The sequence below is a fragment of the Pseudomonas sp. FME51 genome (assembly GCF_014897305.1).
The window spans coordinates 249,526-269,800 of the sequence record NZ_JABUYN010000005.1 but is presented as its reverse complement, the minus strand read 5'-3'; the positions used below and the strand labels follow the sequence as shown (position 1 = coordinate 269,800).

Genomic DNA, 20,275 nt, shown 5'->3' with positions numbered 1-20,275 from the left:
CCATGCAGCCATCGCTGAGTCCGGCCTATGTGCTGCATAGCCGCCCCTATCGGGACAGCAGTGCACTGGTTGATCTGCTGACGCTGCACCAGGGTCTGCAACGCGTGGTCTGGCGCGGCGCGCGGGGGCAGCGGCGCAAGCTTGCGCCCCAGCCGTTCATGCCGCTACTGGTGGGGCTGACCGGCCGCAGCGAATTGAAGACCCTGACCCAGGCTGAAGTTGCCGGCGGCTTTGCCCAGCTGCAGGGCGAGGTGCTGTTCAGTGGCCTGTATCTCAATGAATTGCTGATCCGCCTGTTGTCCGCAGGCGATTCCCAACCCATGTTGTTTGCCGCCTACCAGAGCGCCCTCGAAGCACTCGCGGGCAGCAATCAGGTGGAACCCATCCTGCGCCGCTTCGAATGGCAACTGCTGGCCATTCTGGGCTATGGTTTCAGCCTGACCGAAGACGCCAGTGGGCTGCCTGTCAGTGCGCAGCAGCGTTACGTCTGGCACGCGGCCGAGGGCCTGCAGCGGGTGCATGATCCGCTGGTTGCCGGCGCTGGCCTGCCGGGGCAGGCGCTGCTGGCGATGGCCGCTGATGACTGGACTGATACAAGCACGCTGCGCGCCGCCAAGCAATTGATGCGCCAGGCGCTCGGCGTGCATCTCGGTGACCGACCCTTGGTCAGTCGACAACTTTTTGCCCGGCAACCCCGTAAAGGAGACGAACAGTGACTCAACCGCAGCGTGTACTGCTTGGTGTCAATATCGATCACGTGGCTACTCTGCGTCAGGCGCGCGGTACCCGTTATCCGGACCCGATCCAGGCGGCCATAGAGGCAGAGCAGGCCGGTGCCGATGGCATTACCGTGCATTTGCGCGAAGACCGTCGGCACATCCAGGACCGTGATGTGCGGCTGCTTGCAGAAGTACTGCAGACGCGGATGAATTTTGAAATGGCGGTGACTGACGAAATGATTGCCTTCGCCGCTGAGATCCGTCCTGCCCATGTCTGTCTGGTGCCCGAGCGCCGCGAAGAGCTGACCACCGAAGGTGGTCTGGATGTGGCCGGCGGGGGCGCACGCATCCAGCAGGCAGTGGAGCAGCTGGCGGGTTACGGGTGTGAGGTGTCATTGTTCATCGACCCCGATCCGCGGCAGATCGAGGCGGCACGCAATGCCGGTGCGCCGGCGATCGAGCTGCATACCGGGCATTACGCCGAAACGACCGGCGCCGAGCAGGAGCTGGCGTTGCAGCGTATCCGCGAGTCGGTCGCCTATGCCCGCAAGCTCGGGTTAGTGGTCAACGCCGGACACGGTCTGCATTATCACAACGTTGAACCCATTGCGGCGATCCCCGGCATCAATGAACTGAATATCGGTCATGCGATCATTGCCCGGGCGCTGTTTTCCGGTCTTGCCGGTGCGGTGGTGGAGATGCGGGCGCTGATCATGGGGGCAGAAGCACCTCGATGATCATCGGTATAGGCACCGATGTGGTGCTGGTCAGTCGTATCGAGGCGGTACTGGGGCGGCAGGGTGAGCGCTTCGCTCGACGCATCCTGACCACCGACGAGATGCAGCGGTATCTTGCCCACTCTCAGCCGGCGCGCTATCTGGCCAAGCGTTATGCAGCCAAGGAGGCCATCCTCAAGGCGCTGGGCACCGGGCTGGCCAAAGGCATGTCCTGGCACTACATGCAGATCGACAACGACGCCCAGGGAGCGCCGCAAGTGGTACTCAGTGGCGTGGCGCTGGAGCGCCTGCAGCAGGGTGGCGGGGGGCGCATGCTGTTGTCACTCAGCGACGAGCGGGAGCAGGCACTGGCATTTGCCGTCTGGTCAGGCGACTGACGCGCTGCGTAGCCGATTGATGGCATCCAGTACAGCCAGTACCGCGCTGTTGCTGTTCTTACCTTTCTTGAGCAGCGTTTCCGCAGCCTGACACTGGGCTCGCAATTCCGGCACTCCGCAATAGCGGGTGGCGCCATGCAGCTTGTGGATCAGCTCTCGCAGGCTGCCCCACTCTTCGCACTCAAGGGCCTCGGTGATATTTCTGTGGTCCTGGGGCAAGCCATCCAGCAACATCTTCATTATGTCTCTGGCCAGGTCTTCCTTGCCGGCGGCCAGTCGCAGGCCTTCTTCCGGATCGATGATCTTCAATGGCGGCTGTTGCCGCGGCAGCTTTGGCGCGGCAACAGCCGCCTTGGGTGTATAGCGGGGTGGCGACGTGCGGGCATCTGGTGAGGGCAGGGCCGTCGTCTGGGCCTGATTCGTCGGCACCAGGCCGGTCCACTTGTTCAGGCTCTGGCGCAGCTGCTCGGTAGTGATTGGCTTGGTCAGATAATCATTCATGCCGCATTGCAGAAGCTGATGGCGTTCACTGTTCAATGCATGGGCTGTCAGTGCCACTATCGGGATCGGCGTGAAACCGGCGATTTCCTCACGCAGGCGCAGTTCGGCGGTGGTCTGACGACCATCCATGCCGGGCATCTGCACATCCATGAAGATCAGATCGACTCTCTGTTCGGTCAGCAGCTCGAGGGCTTCCTCGCCGCTGGTGGCCAAGAGGGGGATTACACCGATATCGCCGAGAAAGACCTCCAGCAGCTTGAGATTGACCAGATGATCATCCACGCACAACACCCGTAGCGCGTGGGCTCGTTGTGACACAGGCGACTGCGTCGCCACCGGGTCGTTACCCAGCAGATGCATCACGGCCCGATACAGCTTGCGGGTATATACTGGTTTCGACACCGCCTGACACATGGAGCGGGGCAGTTGATCGAGCAGCGGATAATGTTCTGTGGTGTCGGTCAGCACTATGGTCTTGCAGATATTCAGTTCTGACCACTGACGTGCCATTTCCAGCGTATCGCCCGGCGGTGTCGCCGTATGGCGGACACTGATCAGTGCCAGCTGCAGCGACTCATCGCGGTTGGTGCGCGAGGTCAGCGCTTCGTGCAGCTGCTGGGTGTCGTCAAAAACGCGCACCGACAAGCCAATGTCTTCCAGGCTGTGCAGCAACATCTGTCGGCTCAGCAGCTGCGGCTCAACCAGTGCTGCGCGCATGCCCAGGAGGGGCTTCTCCGGCAGCTCGTCCTCGCCGCGGGCGGATCTGTTCAGGCGCAGGGTCAGCCAGAACTCGGAGCCTTCGCCCGGCTGACTGCGCAGACCGATCTCGCCGTGCATCTGTTCGACCAGGCGTTTTGATATGACCAGCCCCAGGCCGGTCCCTCCGGTCTGCCGCGAGATCGAGTTGTCGGCCTGGCTGAAGGCCTTGAACAAGGATTTCTGCTGCGTCGGTGACAGACCGATACCGGTGTCGTTGACGCTGATGCGCAGCAGTACCTGATCCGCATCCTGATGCTCTGCCATGACTCTTACGCTGACCGAGCCTTCATGGGTGAACTTGATGGCATTGCTGATCAGGTTGGCGAGGATCTGCTTGAGACGCATGGGATCGCCGCTCAGGCCCAGCGGGGTATCCCGGTAGATGATACTGACCAGTTCCAGCCCCTTGTCATGGGCACTGGGTGCGAGCATGGTCAGGGTGTCATCGATCATATCACGCAGATTGAATGACAGATTCTCCAGAATCAGCTTGCCGGCTTCGATCTTGGAGAAGTCCAGAATTTCGTTGATGATGGCGAGCAGGTTGTCGGCGGACTTTTCGATGGTTGACAGGTATTCCTGTTGTCGCCCGTTCAGATCGCTGCGCTGCAGCAGGCTGCTGAAGCCGAGAATGCCATTGAGCGGCGTGCGCAGCTCGTGGCTCATGTTGGCGAGAAATTCGGATTTGATGCGACTGGCTTCCTGGGCCGTTTTGCGCGCCAGATCCAGCTCGATATTCTGGATCTCGATGGTCTCCAGTGTCTGGCGCAGATCGTCGGTCGCCTGGTCGATGTTCTGCTGCAGTTCGCCCTGGGCACTTTGCATGGTCTGCGCCATGTTGTTGATGCCGGTCGCCAGGTCATCCAGCTCGCGGCTACCCTGTCCGGCGAGGCGTACATTGAAATGTCCCTGGCTGATCTGACGAATGGCGGTATTGATGTGTGCCACAGGGTTGCTGATGCGCCGGCCCATTATTGATACCACCAAGCCGGTGAGAGCCAGACTCAGAATAATCGCCACCAGTGCCGCCAGCAGGGTCTGGTAGCGGTGCAGCAGCATGTTGCCATGACTCAGTTCGACTTCCAGCCAGCCCAGTATGCTATCGGCCTCGACGTCTGGGCGTAACATATGATTGGGGAGGTCGGGACTGGCCAGCAATGGCATCAGAAAGCGGCTGCTGCTTTCTCCACGTTGAATCTGCAGGCCAGTGCCGGCGGTCATGTCGATACCGGTGAGGGGTTGGCCGGCCGGGTACATGGACGGGCCGCGGTGCTCCAGGTTGTGCATGTTGGCGTCGTATAATGTCAACGCTCGAACATCGGTATGATTGAGCGCGGCACCGAGCATCGAGCCGACGCGGCTTATCTCACCGCTCAGCAGAGCATCGGCGGCGGGTCGTTGCAGGTGCTCGACGGTCATCAATCCCCGTTGCAGCAACTGTTGCTCTACCTCGCGTACCTGCTGCCAACTGAAATAGCCGCCCAGCGCCAGCGCCATCAGGCCGGTGGGGATGAGCGTCATCATCAGTAAGCGGGCCTTGATGCCCAGGCTGCGGCGCGGTCGAGATGGTGGATCGAGCTCGTTCAATGTATGTATCCCTTTCCCTGTTGCCGGTATCATAGGCCGATTGATCAAAAAGCACAGCCGGGCAGCGCAAGCCATTGTTGCCCCGCCTGAAGGATGAATGATGACTAGCGAGTTTCCAACCATTGCCGACTGCATCGGCAATACGCCTCTGGTTCGTCTGCAGCGCATGGCGGGCGATACCGGCAATACCATTCTGCTGAAACTGGAAGGTAATAACCCGGCCGGATCGGTCAAGGATCGTCCTGCGCTGTCGATGATTCAGCTGGCCGAACAGCGTGGTGCGATTCAGCCCGGCGATACGCTGATCGAGGCGACGTCCGGTAATACCGGCATCGCGTTGGCGATGGCAGCAGCGATCATGGGTTATCCGATGATTCTGATCATGCCGGAGAATTCCAGCGACGAACGTAAATGGGCTATGTCCGCCTACGGTGCAGAGCTGATTCTGGTCAGCAAGGAAGAGGGCATGGAAGGCGCTCGGGATCTGGCCGAGAAGATGCAGCGTGAAGGCAAGGGAAAGTTGCTCGACCAGTTCGGCAATCTGGACAATCCCGAAGCGCATTACCGCACCACTGGTCCGGAAATCTGGCGGGATACCGGCGGTCGGGTGACCCACTTTGTCAGCTCGATGGGCACCACGGGCACCATCATGGGTGTGTCACGCTACCTGAAAGAGCAGAATCCGGATATTCAGATCATCGGTCTGCAGCCCACCGAAGGTGCGGCGATTCCGGGCATCCGCCGCTGGCCCAAGGCTTACCTGCCGAGCATTTTCGATGCCGAGCGGGTGGACAAGGTAGTCGATATGAGCCAGGAAGAGGCGGAAGTCACCATGCGCCGGCTGGCAAGGGAAGAAGGCATCTTCTGTGGCGTGTCCTCTGGCGGCGCGGTGGCTGCGGCCCTGCGGCTCAATGCCGAAGTCCGTGATGCGATCATTGTGGCGATCATCTGCGACCGCGGTGACCGGTATCTGTCCACCGGGGTATTTGATGAGCGCTCATGAATAGATCCCGGGGCAAGTCGAGACGAGCGCCCGATGCACCTGCGGCTATAGGGCAGCGGATCGAGCTGGCTCTTGAGCGTCTGACCCATGATGGCCGGGGTATCGGACGTTGGCAGGGGCGCACGGTATTTGTTGAGGGCGGTTTGCCTGGCGAGAAGGTCAATGCCCGGGTAATACGAGCCCGCAGCAAGCTGATCGAGACGCGCATGGAAAAGCTGCTTGAGGCCAGCTCAGAGCGCCTGGACCCGGTATGCCAACACTTTTCTCTGTGCGGCGGATGCAGCCTGCAACACATGCCGCGTCGGACTCAACTGGAAATCAAACAACAGGCATTGGCCCAGCAATTGCAGCATTTTGCCGGGTTGCAGCCGGAGCGCTGGATGCCGGCGCTGACAGGGGCGGAGTATGGTTACCGACAACGCACCCGGCTGTCCATGCGTTGGGATCCCCAGGCTCAGCGGTTGGTGGTGGGCTATAGACAGCGCGCCAGCAGTGAATTGGTGGAGCTTGAGCAGTGCCCCGTTCTGGTGCCGCTTCTTGAAAATGTGCTCAGGGAATTGCCCGCTGTATTGCAGCAACTGAGTGCGCGTGCGGGGCTGGGTCATATCGAGCTGATTGCCGGGGAGCACCCGAGCATGGTGGTCCGGCATATGCAGCCATTGCCCCAGGCCGATATCGATCAGCTTGAAGCACTGGCGGCGGCCCATGGTCTGGTCTGCCGGCTGCAGCCAGATTCGCTTGGCCCGGCGCAGGCGCTGCAGCCGGATATGCCCGACCCGGCCTATCGGCTGGCCGATCAGCAACTGGAGTTTCGTTTTAGTGCTGGCGACTTCACCCAGGTGAATGCCGAGGTCAATCAGCAGATGGTCAACCAGGCGCTGGAGTGGCTGGCGGTGCAGTCCGGCGAGAGCGTACTGGATCTGTTCTGCGGTGTAGGCAATTTTGCCTTGCCGTTGGCACAATCGGGTGCTGAGGTGACTGGCATCGAAGGCAGTGCGGAAATGGTCGAGCGCGCCGCTAGCAACGCGCAGTTGAATGGATTGGCGAATGTGCACTTTCTGCAGGCGGACTTGTCGAAGCCGCATGCAACAGACTGGCTGAATGGTACCTATCAGGCAGCCCTGCTGGATCCGCCGAGGGACGGGGCTGCCGAGCTCGTTGCCACACTGGCACGGAATAAATTGCAGCGGATACTCTATGTCTCCTGCAATCCGGCCACGCTGGCGCGCGACGCGGGCATTCTGGCGGAATCAGGTTACCGACTGGTGCAGGCGGGGGTAATGGACATGTTTCCCCAAACTGCCCATGTGGAAGCCATGGCACTCTTCGTGTCTGGCAAGGACAGAACGTAATGGTACAAGTAAGAGCAGATCATCCGGTCAATCAGGATGGGACTGTCAATCTCGATGCCTGGATCGAACGGATTCAGCAGCGCGTACCGCTGCCTGAACCTGAGGTATTGAAGCAGGCCTGTGAGTGGGCCAGCGAACTCGAAGAGGCGGCCAGCAAAACCGAACACCGCTGGGCCAACGGCGCCAGCAGTTATCGTACCGGCCTGGAAATGGCGGAAATTCTTGCCGACCTCAAACTGGATCAGGGTTCTCTGGTGGCGGCGGTCATCTATCGCGCCGTGCGTGAACGCAAGACCGAGCTGGCCGAGGTCGAGCGCTGCCTGGGGTCCGAGGTGGCGGCGCTGGTGGATGGTGTGCAGCGCATGGCGGCGATCAGCGTGTCGCAGAACCCGGCCAAGGCCAACACCTTCAATACCCAGTCGCAGGTGGAAAACCTGCGCAAGATGTTGGTGACCATGGTCGATGATGTGCGCGTCGCTCTGATCAAGCTGGCCGAGCGTACCTGTGCCATTCGCGCGGTGAAGGATGCCGACGACGAGAAGCGCTACCGTGTCGCGCGTGAAGTATTTGATATCTATGCGCCACTCGCCCATCGCCTGGGCATCGGGCATATCAAGTGGGAGTTGGAGGATCTGTCCTTCCGCTATCTGGAGCCACACAAGTATAAGCAGATCGCCGAATTGCTGGATGAGCGCCGGCTGGATCGTCAGGAGTACATCGAGACGGTCATGGAGCAGCTGCGCAGCGAGCTGGAGCAGGCGGGTATCGAAGGTGATATCTCCGGGCGGGTTAAACACATCTACTCGATCTGGCGCAAGATGCAGAACAAGGGCATCGACTTCAACCAGATCTATGATGTGCGCGCGGTGCGCGTGCTGGTGCCCCAGGTGCGTGACTGCTATACCGCGCTGGGCATAGTGCATGGGCTGTGGCGGCATATTCCCAACGAGTTCGATGATTACATCGCCAATCCCAAGGAGAACGGCTACCGCTCATTGCATACGGCGGTGATCGGTCCCGCAGGCAAGGCGCTGGAGGTGCAGATTCGTACCCATGCCATGCATGAGGAGGCGGAGCTGGGAGTGTGCGCGCACTGGCGCTACAAGGGCACCGACGTGGACAGCAACTCGACTGTCTATGAAGACAAGATTGCCTGGTTGCGTCAGGTGCTGGAATGGCACGAAGAGATGGGCGATATCGGCGGGCTGGCCGAGCAGCTGCGGGTTGATTTCGAACCGGACCGCATCTACCTGTTCACTCCCGATGGTCATGTGCTGGATGTGCCCCAGGGCGCGACACCTCTGGACTTTGCCTATCGCGTGCATACCGAGGTTGGCCACCATTGCCGGGGCGCCAAGGTCAACGGGCGTATCGTGCCGCTGACCTATGTGCTGCAGACCGGCGAGCAGGTCGAAATCATCACTGGCAAGAGCGGTGGGCCGAGTCGTGACTGGCTGAATGCCAATCTGGGCTATCTGCATACTTCCCGAGCGCGAGCCAAGGTTCAGCACTGGTTCAAGCAGCAGGACCGGGAGCAGAACGCGCAGGCCGGCAAGCTCATGCTGGAGCGAGAGCTGACCCGAATGGCGCTGAATGGTGCTGATTATGCCAAGCTGATCGATCGTCTGGGCATCCGCAGCCAGGAGGATCTGTTCGCGGCGGTTGGCTCGGGTGACGTTCGCATGGCCCACGTGGTCAATGTGGCGCATCAACTGGTCGAGCCGGATGTTCGCAGCGAGCAGCTGGAGCTGATTCCGCGCCGGCCGAGCAAACCCGGGCGGCGTGGCGATGTGCATATCCGGGGCGTTGGCAACCTGTTGACGCAACTGGCGGGCTGCTGCCAGCCGGTACCCGGCGACCCCATTGTCGGTTACATCACTGTGGGTCGCGGCGTTACGGTGCATCGTGCCGACTGTGCCACGGCCATGCAGTTGCAGGACCGTGAATCAGAACGCCTGATCGAGGTGAGTTGGGGCGGCGAGCCGGTGCAGACCTACCCAGTGGAAATCTACATCAAGGCCTATGATCGCTCGGGATTGCTGCGCGATGTTTCTCAGTTGCTGGCCAACGAGAAGCTCAATGTGTTGGAGGCCAGTACCCGCACCAACAAGGACGACAACTACGCCAGCATGCTGCTGACCATCGAGATCCCGAACCTGAACCTGTTGGGTCGGCTGCTGGCGCGGATTGGCCAGCTGCCTAACGTGGTCGAGGTGCGGCGCAACCGTCAGGAGCGTCGCGCATGAGTTATCAGCTGGACGACCTGTTGTACCTGATGAAACGCCTGCGTGATCCGCAGCATGGCTGCCCCTGGGATCTGCAACAGTCCTTTGCCAGCATAGTGCCGCACACGCTGGAAGAGGCTTATGAAGTCGCTGATGCGATTGCTGAAGGAGACTTCGAGCAACTGTCCGGCGAGCTGGGTGATCTGTTGTTCCAGGTGGTCTTCTACGCGCAACTGGGTCACGAAGCCGGGCATTTCGATTGGAGCGCGGTGGTTGACGACATTACCCGCAAACTGGTGCGGCGTCATCCCCATGTGTTCCCGGATGGGGAGTTGCGTACACCACCGGGCACGCTGCAGCTGGCAGAGCATCAGATCAAGGAGCGCTGGGAGCAGATCAAGGCCGAGGAGCGGGCGGAGAAGGCTGCCAAGGCTGACGCACCGGAACAGCTGTCGTTATTGGAGGATGTCCCGCGCGCATTGCCGGCATTGAGCCGTGCCCAGAAACTGCAGAAGCGGGCATCCGGTGCAGGATTCGACTGGCCCACGGTGGCCCCGGTGATCGACAAGATTGCCGAGGAATTGGAGGAAGTACGCGAAGCCATCGGCCGCCGCGAACAGGATGCCATCGAAGAGGAAGTGGGCGACCTGCTGTTTGCCATGGTCAACCTGGCCAGGCATCTGAAGATTGATGCTGAAACCGCTCTGCGCGGCGGCAATGAAAAGTTCGAGCGGCGACTGCGGTATATCGAAACCGCTTTGACAACCGCGGGCGAACGCTTTGCCGACACTCCGTTGCAACGTCTGGATGACCTCTGGGATGAGGCCAAAAAGCAGGGTTTATAGCCTCTGACTGCCGCGACATGGTGTCGCGGACGATTTTTCATGTAGACGGCTGGCACGGCCCCATAACCTTCTGTAATGGCCTCGCAGGCCGATTGACAAAGCGCAATTGGCTTGTGCATAAACGGCTCTGCGTGTATGTTGAACGCCCTTTTCGCGTTGCGGAAAGGTACAGAATTCTCTGCTTCCACCATCCGGGTGGAGCATGCCAGCCACCGACTGCCGTCGTGGGCGGCCCCGGTTTCAGTCAGATTGAGGAGTTCAACATGCGCGTCATCCTTTTGGGTGCCCCTGGCGCCGGCAAGGGCACACAGGCCCAGTTCATCTGCCAGCGGTTCGGTATTCCGCAGATTTCCACCGGTGACATGCTGCGTGCAGCGATCAAAGCCGGTACCGAGTTGGGCAAGCAGGTCAAGGAAGTAATGGACACTGGTGGTCTGGTGTCGGATGAGCTGATCATTGGCCTGATCAGTGAGCGCATCACCCATGATGATTGCGCCAATGGCTTCCTGCTTGATGGCTTCCCGCGGACTATTCCGCAGGCTGAAGCCCTGGTGGACGCTGGTGTCAGCATCGATCACGTACTGGAAATTGCCGTTGACGACGAAGAGATCGTCGGTCGCATCTCCGGTCGTCGTGTGCACCCGGGTTCCGGCCGCATCTACCATGTCGAACACAATGCGCCCCGCGACGCCGGCAAGGATGATGTCACTGGCGAAGCACTGATCCAGCGCGAAGACGACAAGGAAGAGACGGTTCGCAAGCGTTTGCAGGTGTACCACACTCAGACCAAGCCGCTGGTGGACTTCTATCAGAAGCTGTCAGCTGCTAACGGTACGCCCAAATGCTCGCGCGTTGAAGGCGTGGGCAGTGTTGAAGAAATCACCGCTCGGGTATCGGCTGCTCTGAACTGAGTCGACCGCTACCGCGTCACAGGCCCGTGCCGGCACCCGCCGCACGGGCCTTGTTGTTTGTTACAATCGCCTTCCTTTGCCACTCTCCGTGATAATTCGATGACCGCCACATTACTTGCTCTGGATACCGCTACCGAAGCCTGTTCCGCTGCCCTGTTGCACGACGGACGCCTGTTCCATCGTGTCGAAGTCGCGCCGCGCATGCACGCTCAGTTGTTGCTGCCGATGATCGGCGAGCTGTTGGCGGAGGCGGGCATCGAGCTGGATCAGGTGGATGCGCTGGTATTCGGGCGCGGTCCGGGTGCTTTTACTGGGGTGCGCATAGCGACCGGTATGGTGCAGGGGCTGGCCTTTGCCGCTGGCAAACCGGTGATCGGTATTTCCAATCTCGCGGCGCTGGCTCAGCGCGCCTGGCGTGAGTATGGCGTCGAGCAAGTTTGCGCCGCCATCGACGCGCGCATGGATGAAGTCTACTGGGGTTGTTATCACCTGCTTGACGGCGTGATGACACTGGCGGGAGCGGAGCGGGTATGTGCCCCGGATCAGGTCGATCTGCCGAGCGAGTTGTCTGCCCCGGCAGGCGCTGGCACCGGCTGGCAGTATGCCGAGCGGTTGGCAGTAGCGGTTGAGCGTAGCTGGCCGCAGATGCTCCCCGATGCCACCGACCTGATCAGCCTGGCACTACCGGCCTGGAAGGCCGGACAGGTGCTGGATGCAGCGGATGCCCAGCCGGTCTATCTGCGGGACAAGGTCGCCACACCTAGGGTGTGTTGACACAGCAACGCGGCTCGCGATGAAGCGTCAACAGATCCTAAGGTCGGCTGATTTTGCGTTTTGCAGTGGACCGGATTACTCTTTGCCCTCTGTACTACCAGCGGAGTTGATCGTTCACCATGCGTTTGGACAGCTACAATCCAAGCACTGCGCTGCCGGTAAGGTCGTCTCGTCCTGCCGCACCCGCTGCGCCAAGCGTGGCCCCTGTCACGCAACCGAACGCGCCAGCGCAACCGGCGAAAACCACTGCGCCTGCGATTCAGCCGGGTGATGCGGCGGGTGAGTACATTCCCGCGCGCCAGGGGGCCAGTCAACCGGTCTACGGCCATGCCAATCAGGCGCTGGCCAGTTATCAGAGCATGGCCAGTCTGCCGGACGCTGATGCCGATGGGGTGTTTGGTGTCGATCTGTTTGTCTGAACCTCGTATCCGTGGCTGATTCCGTTCCTCCCCGCCTGATTCTCGGTTGTCCTTTATGGGCCGAGCCAGCGTGGCGTGGTGCCCTGTATTCCAGTGGCGCCGACGCAGATCAGAGGTTATATGAATATGCCCGCGTGTTCTCCGCCGTTGAAGGCAATACCACCTTCTACGCTTTGCCTGGTCCCGACGTGGTGGCGCGTTGGGCTGATCTGCTGCCGGCAGACTTTCACTTCTGTGCCAAGCTGCCCCGTGAAGTCAGTCACGCCGACCGCCTGGACGTGCGGCAGCCTGAATTGCAGCAGTTCTTCCAGCGCATGGCACCTCTGGAGCAGCGGTTGGGGCCGGTATGGCTGCAACTGCCGGCGCGTGTCGGGCCGATGCATCTTGAGCAGCTGACCCGGTTTCTCGATGCACTGCCGAGCGACTACCGCTATGCAGTGGAAGTGCGCCATCTGGATTTCTTCCGCAAGGACGATAACGAACGGCAGCTCAACCGCATGCTGCATGAGCGGGGCGTGGAACGCATCATGTTCGACAGTCGCGGGTTGTTCGCCAGCACCGCCACCGATCCGGCGACTCTGGATGCCCAGAGACGCAAACCGCGTCTGCCGGTGCATGCCATCGCGTTGGCCCAGTCTCCGACGGTGCGCTTCATTGGTGGCCTGGATAATCAGCAGAGCCTGCGTTGGCTGGAGCCGTGGCTGGACAAGTGCGTGCAGTGGCTGGCGGAGGGGCGCAGCCCGGTGGTATTCATGCACACCCCGGACAACTGTCTGGCCCCCGAACTGGCGCGATTGTTTCACGCCCGTCTGCAGCAGCGCTTACCGGACCTGCCGCCGATGGCGGCGTGGCCGGGTGAGGAGCAACAATTGGCCTCGCCACAGCAGGGTGGACTGTTCTGAGTTGGGCTGCGGTTTGGCACTGATGCCTTGCCTTGCACCCTCACAACCCTGGCCTCTAGGGTAAACTGCTTGCCTTGCTTCCGACTATTTCAGGTTCTGATTCTCAATGAATGATTTCTCTTCCTGCACCGTGGCTGTCAGCTGGTTGTTACCCGAACTGGAGCAGCCGGCGCGGTCGTTGGCGGCAGGCATGCAGTTGCCGCTGCAGACCGCTGATACCGTCACCGCTGAATTGTTGCTATGTGTCGGCAGCGATGGTCTGAGTCTGCAGGCTACTGGCCCGGATGCACCAGGTGCGGTACGGGTGGATTTTGTCGAAGGCGCATTGGCGCACCGTCGGCAATTCGGTGGCGGAACGGGGCAGATGGTGGCCAAGGCCGTTGGCCTGCGAGGCGCGATTCGGCCGACAGTACTGGATGCCACTGCCGGACTGGGACGAGATGCCTTTGTGCTGGCGGCACTGGGTTGTGAGGTGACGTTGATCGAACGTCAACCGGTCATTGCTGCGCTGCTGGAAGACGGCTTGCAGCGTGCCCGTCAGGCCGGTGGCGAGGTGGCTGAGATCGCCGAGCGAATGCATTTGTTGCATGCCGATGCCATCCAGGCCATGACTAACTGGACGGGTGAGGTACCGCAGGTAATCCACCTGGACCCGATGTTCCCGCACCGTGAGAAGTCGGCACTGGTCAAGAAGGAGATGCGCCTGTTTCGCCCGCTGGCCGGGGATGACCTGGACGCACCTGCGCTACTGGCCGCGGCCTTGCAATTGGCCAGCCACCGGGTCGCGGTCAAACGCCCGCGCAAGGCTCCTGCCATCGACGGCCAGCCGCCCAGCGCGCAGCTCAACGGTCAGTCCAGCCGCTACGATATCTACGGCAAGAAGAAGCTCTGACTACCCCGCGCTGCGCGCCACTTGCCGGATCGATAGGCGGATTTCTGCGCTCAGTACCCGTTTGGCGGTGTTTTCTGCGATGTCTTCCAGTTCCGGTTGATAGTGCAGCCGGCCCTCGGCATCGCTGCTCAACACCTCGAAAGCCTGCAGTCGCTGAATGAATTGACGGAACAGGGTCTTGTCGAAAAATTCCGGCGCATTGAGTCCATGCAGAATCGACAGCCGCTGAGCCATGACCGTGCACAGGCCTTCCAGCTGTTCGGCGGTGAGGCTGCCGTTGGGATTGTTGAGCAGGAGCGCGGCGGCCATGTAGAAGCGTTCCAGCATCTGAATGATGCTGCGTGCCAGCAGCGTGAGCAGAACGAACTCAACGGAGGCTGTATCCGGCCGGTGGATCTGGCCATTTTCCTCGCGCAACAGTCCACGTCCGATCAGGCCATCGACATAGTGGTTGATGATCTCCGGCAGCTGTTCTTCACGCCAGTGCAGAAACAGCTCGCCCTGCAAGTAGGGATAAAGCGCGCTGACCAGCCGCTCGATCTGTTCACGGTTCATGCGTGCATTGTTGAGGAACAGACTGGCGATCAGGGCCGGTAGCGCGACCATATGCAGAATGTTGTTGCGATACCAGGTCATCAGCACCGCCTGGGCATCGTCGAGAAACAGAATTTCGCCCAGCGCATCGGACTGGCGCCCAATCATCCCCATGGACTCCACATGACGGATCTGCGCGGCGCCGTCGAGCGCTGGTAGGGTGGTATCGTCGCTGTAAGGCACGTCGTTCAGCAGCCCGGTGAAGGTATCCAGGGTTCTGGCCAGGGTTGTTTCATCCAGCGCCATGCGCCGGGTCGACAGCATGGCCAGGGCAACCAGGTTGACCGGATTGGCATCAGCGGCAGCATTGATCGCGCCGCCCAGCGTGCGTGCCAGTTGTCGGGTTGCCTCAGGTAGCCAGTCTGGTTTGAATTCCGGCTCACCGAGCTGGTTGCGCCATTCGGGCTGCTGCTCATCGAGGAAGTCATTCAGCGCCACCGGCGTGCCGAAGTTTACCGCCACTTCACCGAACCGCAGCTTCAGCGCCGACAATACCCGGAACATATCGAAGAAGGACTCCTTCTTCTTTTCCTTGCCGCGCAGTTCGCCGAGATAGGTGCGGCCTTCCAGTACGCGCTCATAGCCGATGTAGACCGGCATGAACACGATGGGCCGCCGGGACGAGCGCAGGTAGCTGCGCAGGGTGATTGCCAGCATGCCGGTCTTTGGATCAAGTAGTCGTCCGGTACGCGAGCGTCCCCCCTCAATGAAATACTCGACCGGAAAGCCGCGGCTGAACAGGGTATGCAGGTACTCATTGAACACGGCGGTATACAGCTGATTGCCGCGGAAGCTGCGACGCATGAAGAAGGCCCCACCACGGCGCAGGATACTACCCACCACGGGCATATTCAGGTTGATGCCGGCGGCAATATGTGGCGGCGTCAGACTGTTGCGAAACAGCAGGTAAGACAGCAACAGATAGTCGATATGACTGCGGTGGCAAGGTACATAGATGATCTCGTTGCCACGGGCAATGTCCTGCACGTTCTCCAGATTGTTGACCTTGACCCCGTCGTACAGCTTGTTCCAGAACCAGGAAAGAATGACTTCGAGAAACCGGATGATGGTGTAGGTGAAGTCCGAGGCAATCTCGTCGGCATAGCGTGCGGCGCGCTTGCGGGCGCGCTCTTCGGTTATATTCTGCTCGGCCGCTTCACGGGCGATGGCCTCGCGTACCTGGGGGCCGTGCATGAGACCTTTCAGCAGGGTGCGGCGATGGGACAGATCGGGGCCGACCACAGCGCCGCGTTGCTGCTTGAAGTGCACTCGCAGCAGACGGCTGACCTTGCGCAGGTTACGGCTATGTCCGAGGTTCTCGTCAGTCAATTCGCGCAGAGACAGCGGCTGGCCGAAGCTGACGCGGATCTTGCGACCGTGCAGCAGAATCGCAAAGAGTTTGCGCAGCTTGCCGCCGACGCCCCAGTTATGCGCGAACAGCAGCTTCAATGGGGAGGATTCGGCATCCGGCGATTGCCCCCAGAACACACTGACCGGCACCACCTTCACATCCGGCGTTACCCGCAACTCCACAGCGGTGAGCGCGCGCAGCAGCCGCGGGGAGCGTTGGCGGGGGTCTGGACGTCCGCTCCAGGCCAGCTCGCTGGTGAGATGAAAGAACGCGAGTTCTTCTTTGAGTGTGCCGGCCGGGGGCATGATCGGGCGGGGCAGGCCGATCCGGGTACATTCGCGGTCCAGTACCAGCAGATCGGAGAAGGAGCGGCCGGGCAACACATAGAGAATGGGCGCAGGGCTGTCCGGGGCTATTTTGGTCAGCGGGTCGCCGATGCTTTCCGAACGGGCCCACAGATACAACAGGCGGCGCATCAGGCCAAAACGCAGGCGGCTGAACAGGGAGGAATTGGCTGATGACATGGGAGTCTCTAAAGTGGCACTTGACGACTGATGAGCGATTCTACCGTCTTTTAATACCTTGTTACATTCAGTGGGGGTGATCCGGGGCTGTTAGCGATGGATTACGGGCTCGGCGGACGGTCGATTCGCCCGGGTGATGAGACTGTATTTGCGGAACATCCAGATGACTGAATTGTCCTTTCCCAGTGCGATGGTAATCAATGTATCCTTGCGCTTTGCGGTGCACGCCTGATTGCGGCGCGCCAGTATTCTGGGGAAATGGAAGAGGCCATGATAAAGATAAACAGCCTGACCAAACGCTTTGGCGAGCATGTCGCCGTGGACAATTTGTCCTTTGAGGTAAAACCGGGGGAAGTTCTTGGATTTCTTGGGCCCAATGGCGCCGGCAAGTCCACTACCATGAAGATGCTTACCGGCTTTCTGACGCCGGATGGAGGCAGTGCCTCGGTCTGCGGCTTCGATATCCGCACGCAGATTCTTCAGGCCCAGCAGCAGATGGGCTACCTGCCTGAAGGCGCGCCCTGTTACGGCGATATGCGGGTGAAAGGCTTTCTTGAATTCATTGCCGAGGTGCGCGGTTTGCGCGGCGCCGACAAGCAGCGCCACGTGGCGCGCGCGGTCGAGCAGGTCGAGTTGCAAGCGGTGCTCGGGCAGACAATCGATACGCTGTCCAAAGGCTTCAAGCGCCGGGTCGGTCTCGCCCAGGCCATTCTGCATGATCCGCAGGTGCTGATCCTCGATGAACCTACCGACGGTCTGGACCCGAACCAGAAGCACCAGGTGCGTAATCTGATTCAGCAGCTGGCCAGCGGCAGCAACAAGATAGTGGTCATCTCCACGCATATTCTCGAAGAGGTCAGTGCAGTGTGCAGCCGTGCGGTGGTGATTTCCCGTGGCCGTCTGCTCGCCGATGGCACTCCCGAAGAGCTGGAAGCCCGCTCCCTATATCACCAGGCGGTGACGGTGCTGCTGCAACAGCCGGTGGACAGCCAGCCGCTGCTGGCACTGCCGGGCGTGAAGGCAATCGAAGCCGAACGTGACGGGCATCAACTGACGGTGATTGCCGAGCCGGGCGCGGTGATCTTCCCGGCGGTGGGTGAATATGCCCGCCAGCAACAGTGGCAAGTGAAGGAGTTGTCGGTCGAGCGTGGACGTCTGGATGATGTCTTCCGCCGTCTGACTGCGGAGGAAACCGCATGAAAAGTCTTGGCGTAATCTTCAAGCGTGAGCTAGGCAGCTACTTCGCCACTCCGCTGGCGTATATCTTCATCGTGATCTTTCTGGTGCTGTCCGCGGTGTTCACTTTCTACCTGGGCGGTTTCTATGAAGGCGGGCAGGCGGATCTGATCCCGTTCTTCAACTTCCATCCCTGGCTCTACCTGTTTCTGGTGCCAGCGGTGGCCATGCGGTTGTGGGCCGAGGAGCGCAAGTCCGGCACCATCGAACTGCTGATGACGCTGCCGGTGTCGCGTACCGACATGGTGTTGGGCAAGTTTCTCGCGGCCTGGGTATTCATCGGTATCGCCCTGGTCCTGACCTTCCCGATCATCATCACCGTCAACTACCTTGGTTCTCCGGATAACGGTGCGATCTTCACCGGGTATCTGGGCAGCTGGCTGCTGGCTGGGGGCTATCTGGCGATTGGCTCGTGCATGTCGGCACTCACCAAGAATCAGGTGATCGCTTTCATTCTCAGCGTGGTGGCCTGTTTCGTGTTCATTGTCAGCGGCTTCCCGCTGGTACTGGATCTGTTCACCGGTTGGGCCTCCCAGTGGTTGCTGGATGCGATTGCCTCGCTCAGTTTCCTGATTCGCTTCGATGCCATCAGCAAGGGCGTGCTGGATCTGCGTGACCTGCTGTATTTCATATCGCTGATGGCCGTCTGGCTGTTTGCCACCGCGATTGTCATCGACCTCAAGAAGGCCGATTGAGGCAAGGGAGAACAACAATGAAACGATTGATGTATTCAGGTACCGGCCTGCTGGTACTACTGCTGGCCTTCATCGCCTTCAATATGGCCACCGGCGTGTTGTTGCCGGGTGCCCGGCTTGATCTGACCGAACAGAAACTGTTCACCATTTCCGATGGCACGCGGGACATTCTGGACGAGCTGGACGAGCCGATAACCCTGTATTTCTTCTTCTCCGACCGGGCCAGCAAGGACATGGTCGTGCTGCGCAATTATGCCCGGCGGGTTGAGGAAATGCTGCGTGAATACGAGCGCGTAGCCGACGGCAAGCTGAAGCTGCAGATCATTGACCCGCAACCCTTCTCCGAAGCCGAGGATCGCGCTGCTGAATTCGGCCTGCAAGCCGTGCCGCTGACCCAGAGCGGAGATCAGCTGTACTTTGGGCTGGCAGGCACCAACCAGCTGGCCCAGCGCGAAACCATTCCTTTCTTCGCTCTGGAGCAGGAAGGCTTGCTGGAATACGAGCTGAGCCGACTGATCAACAGTCTGGCTCACCCTGAAAAAACGCAGATCGGTCTGATGGCCGGGCTGCCCATGACCGGCGGCATGAACCCGATGACCGGGCAGCCGGGCGCGCCCTGGATGGCGTTCGAGCAGATGCAACAGATGTTCGACGTGCAGAATCTGGACAGCGATATCGATAGCGTACCCGAGGATATCGACGTGCTGCTGCTGGTGCACCCCAAGGCTCTGAGCGAGGCCGCGTTATTTGCCATCGACCAGTTCGTACTGCGCGGTGGCAAGTTGCTGGCCTTCATCGATCCGCTGGCCGAATCTGACCAGAGCATGGAGGCCATGATGGAAGGCATGGCCGATGGCAAAGCCTCCGATCTTGGCCCGCTGCTGGCCGCCTGGGGCGTGCAGTACAACCCCGAACAGGTGGTGGTGGATGCGCGTCTGGGTATGTCGGTGAGCCGTGGTCAGGGGCAACTGCCGGCGCGGCACATCGGCTGGCTCGAGGTCGAGCCGCAGTTCATGAGCAAGGACGATACCGTTACCGCGCCGCTGCAATTGCTGACCGTTGCCACAGCGGGTGCGCTGCTGCCGATTGCCGATGCGTCAACGTCATTCCTGCCGTTGTTATCCAGTTCGCCCAACAGCGCCTTGGTGCCCAGCAGTCGCTTCAGTGGTATGCAGGATCCTGAAGTGCTGCTCAACGGCTTTCAGGCTGATGATCAGGTCTACCATTTTGCCGCACGCCTGCAGGGGCCGGCGCAGACTGCGTACCCGGACGGGCTGGAAAGCCGCGAGCCTGCGTTGACCGAGTCGGATAACATCAACGTATTGGTGATCGCCGATACCGACATGCTGACCGACCGCATGTGGGTGCAGGTGCAGGACTTCTACGGCCAGCGCATTCCTCAACCCTGGGCAGATAACGGTGGGCTGTTGATCAATGCGCTGGACAACTTGTCCGGCTCCGAGGCGCTGATCAGTGTACGGTCGCGGGGCGATTTCAGCCGGCCGTTCACCGTGGTGGAGGATCTGCAACGCAAGGCGGAGCGCCGTTATCGCGCCAGCGAGCAGCGTCTGCAGCAGCAACTGGAACAGACCGAGCAGCGCTTGCGCGAATTGCAGCAGGGCCAGGACCCAACGCAGTTGACTGAACTGAGCGCCGAGCAGGAAGCAGCGATTCAAGGCTTCCTTGATGAGAAGCTGGCTATCCGCAAACAACTGCGCGATGTGCGTTATGAGTTGAATGCCGATATCGAGCGGCTGGGTAACCAGCTCAAGGCAATCAATATCGCTCTGGTGCCGGCATTGCTGACGCTGGGTGTATTGGTGTGGTGGCTGGTGGGCCGTGTGCGCCGCCGCGCCGCTTGAGGGGGATTGT

At 60.5% G+C, this 20,275-nt stretch carries 17 protein-coding genes; 15 read left to right on the top strand and 2 right to left on the bottom strand.

Annotation, left to right across the window (positions count from 1 at the left end; all coding sequences use genetic code 11):
- Window positions 1–2 precede the first annotated feature (2 nt).
- Genes recO through acpS form a run of 3 tightly spaced genes read left to right on the top strand, consistent with a single transcriptional unit; the run spans window position 3 to window position 1,833 of the window.
- Complete coding sequence (gene recO, locus INT39_RS11355; protein ID WP_193074022.1) at window positions 3–716, top strand: DNA repair protein RecO; 714 nt, start codon at window positions 3–5, stop codon at window positions 714–716.
- Complete coding sequence (gene pdxJ, locus INT39_RS11350) at window positions 713–1,456, top strand: pyridoxine 5'-phosphate synthase (protein ID WP_193074021.1); 744 nt, start codon at window positions 713–715, stop codon at window positions 1,454–1,456. The genes recO and pdxJ overlap by 4 nt, the downstream gene beginning before the upstream one ends.
- Entirely contained in the window at window positions 1,453–1,833 is a 381-nt protein-coding gene (gene acpS / locus INT39_RS11345) for a holo-ACP synthase (protein ID WP_193074020.1), read from the top strand. Before pdxJ ends, acpS begins: the two co-directional genes overlap by 4 nt.
- Here acpS and INT39_RS11340 read toward each other — a convergent pair.
- Window positions 1,822–4,617, bottom strand: coding sequence for an ATP-binding protein (locus INT39_RS11340; protein ID WP_413468920.1), 2,796 nt, complete (start codon window positions 4,615–4,617; stop codon window positions 1,822–1,824). The genes acpS and INT39_RS11340 overlap by 12 nt on opposite strands.
- 163 nt (window positions 4,618–4,780) lie before the next feature.
- On the opposite strand from INT39_RS11340, the gene cysM reads away from it, so the two are divergent.
- The 9 genes from cysM to INT39_RS11295 all read left to right on the top strand — a co-directional run bounded on the left by cysM (window position 4,781) and on the right by INT39_RS11295 (window position 14,003).
- The gene (cysM, locus tag INT39_RS11335; protein WP_193074018.1) at window positions 4,781–5,683 is read left to right on the top strand and encodes a cysteine synthase CysM; all 903 of its coding nucleotides are present in this window, start codon (window positions 4,781–4,783) and stop codon (window positions 5,681–5,683) included.
- On the top strand, window positions 5,680–7,035 hold the full coding sequence (gene rlmD / locus INT39_RS11330; RefSeq protein WP_193074017.1) for a 23S rRNA (uracil(1939)-C(5))-methyltransferase RlmD: 1,356 nt from the start codon (window positions 5,680–5,682) through the stop codon (window positions 7,033–7,035). Before cysM ends, rlmD begins: the two co-directional genes overlap by 4 nt.
- Window positions 7,035–9,281, top strand: a complete 2,247-nt coding sequence (gene relA, locus INT39_RS11325) for a GTP diphosphokinase (protein WP_193074016.1) — start codon at window positions 7,035–7,037, stop codon at window positions 9,279–9,281. Before rlmD ends, relA begins: the two co-directional genes overlap by 1 nt.
- Window positions 9,278–10,105, top strand: coding sequence for a nucleoside triphosphate pyrophosphohydrolase (gene mazG, locus INT39_RS11320; protein ID WP_193074015.1), 828 nt, complete (start codon window positions 9,278–9,280; stop codon window positions 10,103–10,105). Before relA ends, mazG begins: the two co-directional genes overlap by 4 nt.
- A 263-nt stretch (window positions 10,106–10,368) precedes the next feature.
- Window positions 10,369–11,016: an adenylate kinase gene (gene adk, locus INT39_RS11315; RefSeq protein ID WP_193074014.1), complete on the top strand. Its 648-nt coding sequence runs from the start codon at window positions 10,369–10,371 to the stop codon at window positions 11,014–11,016.
- 99 nt (window positions 11,017–11,115) lie between these two features.
- A complete protein-coding gene (gene tsaB, locus INT39_RS11310; protein ID WP_193074013.1) occupies window positions 11,116–11,790 on the top strand; it encodes a tRNA (adenosine(37)-N6)-threonylcarbamoyltransferase complex dimerization subunit type 1 TsaB in 675 nt (224 codons plus the stop codon).
- 119 nt (window positions 11,791–11,909) lie between these two features.
- The gene (locus INT39_RS11305; RefSeq protein ID WP_193074012.1) at window positions 11,910–12,209 is read left to right on the top strand and encodes a hypothetical protein; all 300 of its coding nucleotides are present in this window, start codon (window positions 11,910–11,912) and stop codon (window positions 12,207–12,209) included.
- 11 nt (window positions 12,210–12,220) lie between these two features.
- Window positions 12,221–13,111: a DUF72 domain-containing protein gene (locus INT39_RS11300; protein WP_193074011.1), complete on the top strand. Its 891-nt coding sequence runs from the start codon at window positions 12,221–12,223 to the stop codon at window positions 13,109–13,111.
- 106 nt (window positions 13,112–13,217) lie between these two features.
- On the top strand, window positions 13,218–14,003 hold the full coding sequence (locus INT39_RS11295; RefSeq protein ID WP_193074010.1) for a class I SAM-dependent methyltransferase: 786 nt from the start codon (window positions 13,218–13,220) through the stop codon (window positions 14,001–14,003).
- Here the strand turns inward: INT39_RS11295 and plsB are convergent, their stop codons facing one another.
- Entirely contained in the window at window positions 14,004–16,472 is a 2,469-nt protein-coding gene (plsB, locus tag INT39_RS11290; protein WP_193074009.1) for a glycerol-3-phosphate 1-O-acyltransferase PlsB, read from the bottom strand.
- 270 nt (window positions 16,473–16,742) lie between these two features.
- On the opposite strand from plsB, the gene INT39_RS11285 reads away from it, so the two are divergent.
- From INT39_RS11285 to INT39_RS11275, 3 genes are read left to right on the top strand one after another with little or no spacing between them, the layout of a single operon-like run.
- Window positions 16,743–17,672, top strand: a complete 930-nt coding sequence (locus INT39_RS11285; protein WP_193074008.1) for an ABC transporter ATP-binding protein — start codon at window positions 16,743–16,745, stop codon at window positions 17,670–17,672.
- Complete coding sequence (locus tag INT39_RS11280; RefSeq protein ID WP_193074007.1) at window positions 17,669–18,403, top strand: ABC transporter permease subunit; 735 nt, start codon at window positions 17,669–17,671, stop codon at window positions 18,401–18,403. The genes INT39_RS11285 and INT39_RS11280 overlap by 4 nt, the downstream gene beginning before the upstream one ends.
- A 17-nt stretch (window positions 18,404–18,420) precedes the next feature.
- Window positions 18,421–20,265 (top strand): GldG family protein, encoded by a 1,845-nt coding sequence (locus tag INT39_RS11275; RefSeq protein ID WP_193074006.1) that lies wholly within the window; start codon window positions 18,421–18,423, stop codon window positions 20,263–20,265.
- Window positions 20,266–20,275 lie beyond the last annotated feature (10 nt).